At 55.1% G+C, this 3,009-nt stretch carries 1 pseudogene; it reads left to right on the top strand.

Annotation, left to right across the window (positions count from 1 at the left end):
* A pseudogene (locus GPK94_RS16005) lies at positions 1–3,009 on the top strand (helicase SNF2); the annotation flags it as partial.

Genomic DNA, 3,009 nt, shown 5'->3' with positions numbered 1-3,009 from the left:
CAGCCGGAGATAGAGGAAGAAACGCCAAAGCCTACCCTTCGGGAGCAGTTTGAGCAGTATAAGCCTGTGGTGACTGCCGCTATTTCCGAGGATACCGCATACCGCAATGCCTGCGGTCATTTTGACCGTGAAAATGCTGTCATCGAGGGTAATGCCGCTGTGCGCCGTGCGGTTCTTGGCTCTAAGGATATGGAGCTGATCCGCCTTTATTCGGATGTGCCGGAGTTCCGCCAGCGTCTGCACCGGGAAGTGATCGACGAAACCTATCCAAAGCTCCATGAGCTTCTGCGCCCTCTTTCTCAGGAAGATATTGATACTGCCCTTTGTGCATGGAACGGCAATATTGAGAGTAAACACGCTGTCGTCCGCTATATGAAAGATCATGCAAGAGAGAAAGATACCGCTGCATGGCTGGCTCAGGAATACGGCGGCAGCAACAGCCTGTTCGTTGTCCGTGCCGGAAGCCCGGAGGAAACGCAGCTGCCCTGGCCGAAGGTACAGCGCCGAATCGCCCAGCTCATTCAGGAGGACCGGTTCTATACCGAAGAAGAACAGGACCGTTTTGACAATATCGACCCCATCGCCATCCGGGAAGCCCTGGAGGAAAGGGGCATCGTCAACGGCCAGGTGGCAGACTCGGAAAAACTGGACAATGACCCATTTATCCAACAGGTGATGTCAGATGCAGAGCAGATCGCAGCTGCCGAGGCAGAGCAGACTTCCGAGATTTCCATTTCCGATGAGGAATATGATGCCGTTCGCAGTCCAATTCCGCAAAGGACTTCCTATGACCCTGCCGCCCCGGTTTATGCTGTGGGCGATACCGTGTATATCGAGGATGACGCCTATCAGATCACCGAGCTGCGGGAGGACACCGTACAGCTTCTGCCCACCGGCATGGTATATCCCATCTATCGGGCAGAGCGCAAAGAACAGTTCGAGCAGTTGCTTCGGGCAGACCGCCGCAATGCTTACTATACCGAGCTTCTTCCCATTGACCCGGACAAGGCAGATCAGGACTTGCGGGATGTATTGTCCCATGGACTGATGGATGAAGCAGATAAAAAACAGGTTTCCACGCTGCTGCAATCCGGCAGGAGCAACAGTGAGATTGCCTACTGGCTGAGCAGAGCCTACCCTCATGAGATTGAGACCCTGAATCTGGAGACCGGCGATATTGCCGATTACCGTACCACGGCACAGGGCATGGAGCTGGAAGTCCTGGACGCAGAGGAAAAGCGTTTGGCTGTGCTGTATTTCCGCTGGGATGAAGTTGCGCCTTTGCTGCGCGGGATGTATGCCCGTCAGATGGATGGCTTTGGACAGGAACAGCCCCAACCGTCTGCCGAATCCCCGACCTTCCATTCCGAGACCGTGGCCGTCTATCCGGGCGATAAGAACCATCTGCCTTATGATGTGGTGGTGGAACGGCTGCATATCGAGGAGCCGGAGCCACCAGCCCCTGTGACTGAGTCGGAGAAACCCTTTGAGGAAGTGCTGGACGAACACCCGGTTTCCATTCAGGTCAATGGCCAGTGGCAGACCTTCCCCAATGCCAAAGCTGCCGAGGAAGCCTCCTATGAGGAATACAAGGCCAACCTGCGCCGCAATGCACAAAACTTCCGTATTACCGATGAGCATTTGGGCGAAGGCGGTCCGAAAGCCAAGTTCCAGGCAAATATCAATGCCATTCGTTTGCTGAAAGAGTTGGAAGTTGCCGGACAGCAGGCAAGCCCGGAACAACAGGAAGTCCTATCCCGCTATGTGGGCTGGGGCGGTCTTTCTGATGCCTTTGACCCGGAGAAACCGGCATGGGCTTCCGAGTATGCCCAGCTGAAAGAGCTGCTGACCCCGGAGGAATATGCCGCCGCCAGAAGCTCCACCCTCAACGCCCATTACACCAGCCCTACGGTCATTCAGGCCATCTATGAAGCGGTGGGCCGTATGGGATTTGAGACCGGAAATATTCTGGAGCCATCTATGGGTGTGGGCAATTTCTTCGGTATGCTGCCGGAGGAAATGCGAAACAGTCGTCTGTACGGTGTGGAGCTGGACCCGGTTTCCGGGCGCATTGCAAAGCAGCTCTATCCCAAGGCGGACATCACAGTAGGCGGCTTTGAGACCACCGACAGGCGTGACTTCTTTGACCTTGCCATCGGCAATGTGCCTTTCGGTCAGTATCAGGTCAATGACAAAGCCTACAACAAGCTGAATTTTAGTATTCACAACTACTTTTTCGCCAAATCACTGGACCAGGTGCGTCCCGGTGGTGTGGTGGCTTTTGTAACCTCCCGCTATACCATGGACGCCAAGGATTCCACCGTGCGCCGCTATCTTGCCCAGCGTGCCGAGCTGCTGGGAGCTATCCGTCTGCCCAATGACGCGTTCAAAAAGAATGCCGGTGCCGAGGTGGTATCGGACATCATCTTCCTCCAAAAGCGGGACCGCCCGCTGGACATCGTGCCGGAATGGACTCAAACCGGACAGACGGAGGACGGATTTGCCATCAACCGGTATTTTATCGACCACCCGGAAATGGTGCTGGGCAGACAGGAGCCGGTAAGCACTGCTCATGGTATGGACTACACCGTGAACCCTATCGAGGGACTGGAGCTTTCCGACCAGCTGCATGATGCGGTGAAGTATATTCATGGCACTTATCAGGAGGCAGAGCTGCCGGAGTTGGGCGAAGGCGAAGCCATTGGCACCTCCATTCCTGCCGATCCTAATGTGAAGAACTATTCTTATGTCATTGTAGACGGGCAGGTGTACTACCGGGAAAACAGCCGCATGGTGCGCCCTGATCTCAACGCCACCGCAGAAGCCCGCGTAAAAGGTCTTGTGGGACTGCGCGATTGTGTGCAGGAACTGATCGACCTTCAGATGGATGCAGCGGTTCCAGACAGCACCATTACCCAAAAACAGGCGGAACTAAACCGGCTCTATGACAGCTTTTCTGCCAAATACGGTCTCATCAATGACCGTGCAAACCGCCTGGCCTATGCAGAC

The sequence above is a fragment of the Pseudoflavonifractor sp. MCC625 genome, from assembly GCF_018784545.1.
GTDB lineage: Bacteria > Bacillota > Clostridia > Oscillospirales > Oscillospiraceae > Pseudoflavonifractor_A > Pseudoflavonifractor_A gallinarum.
Note: the sequence above shows the minus strand (reverse complement) of the source record. Positions and strands in the feature narration are given on the sequence as shown.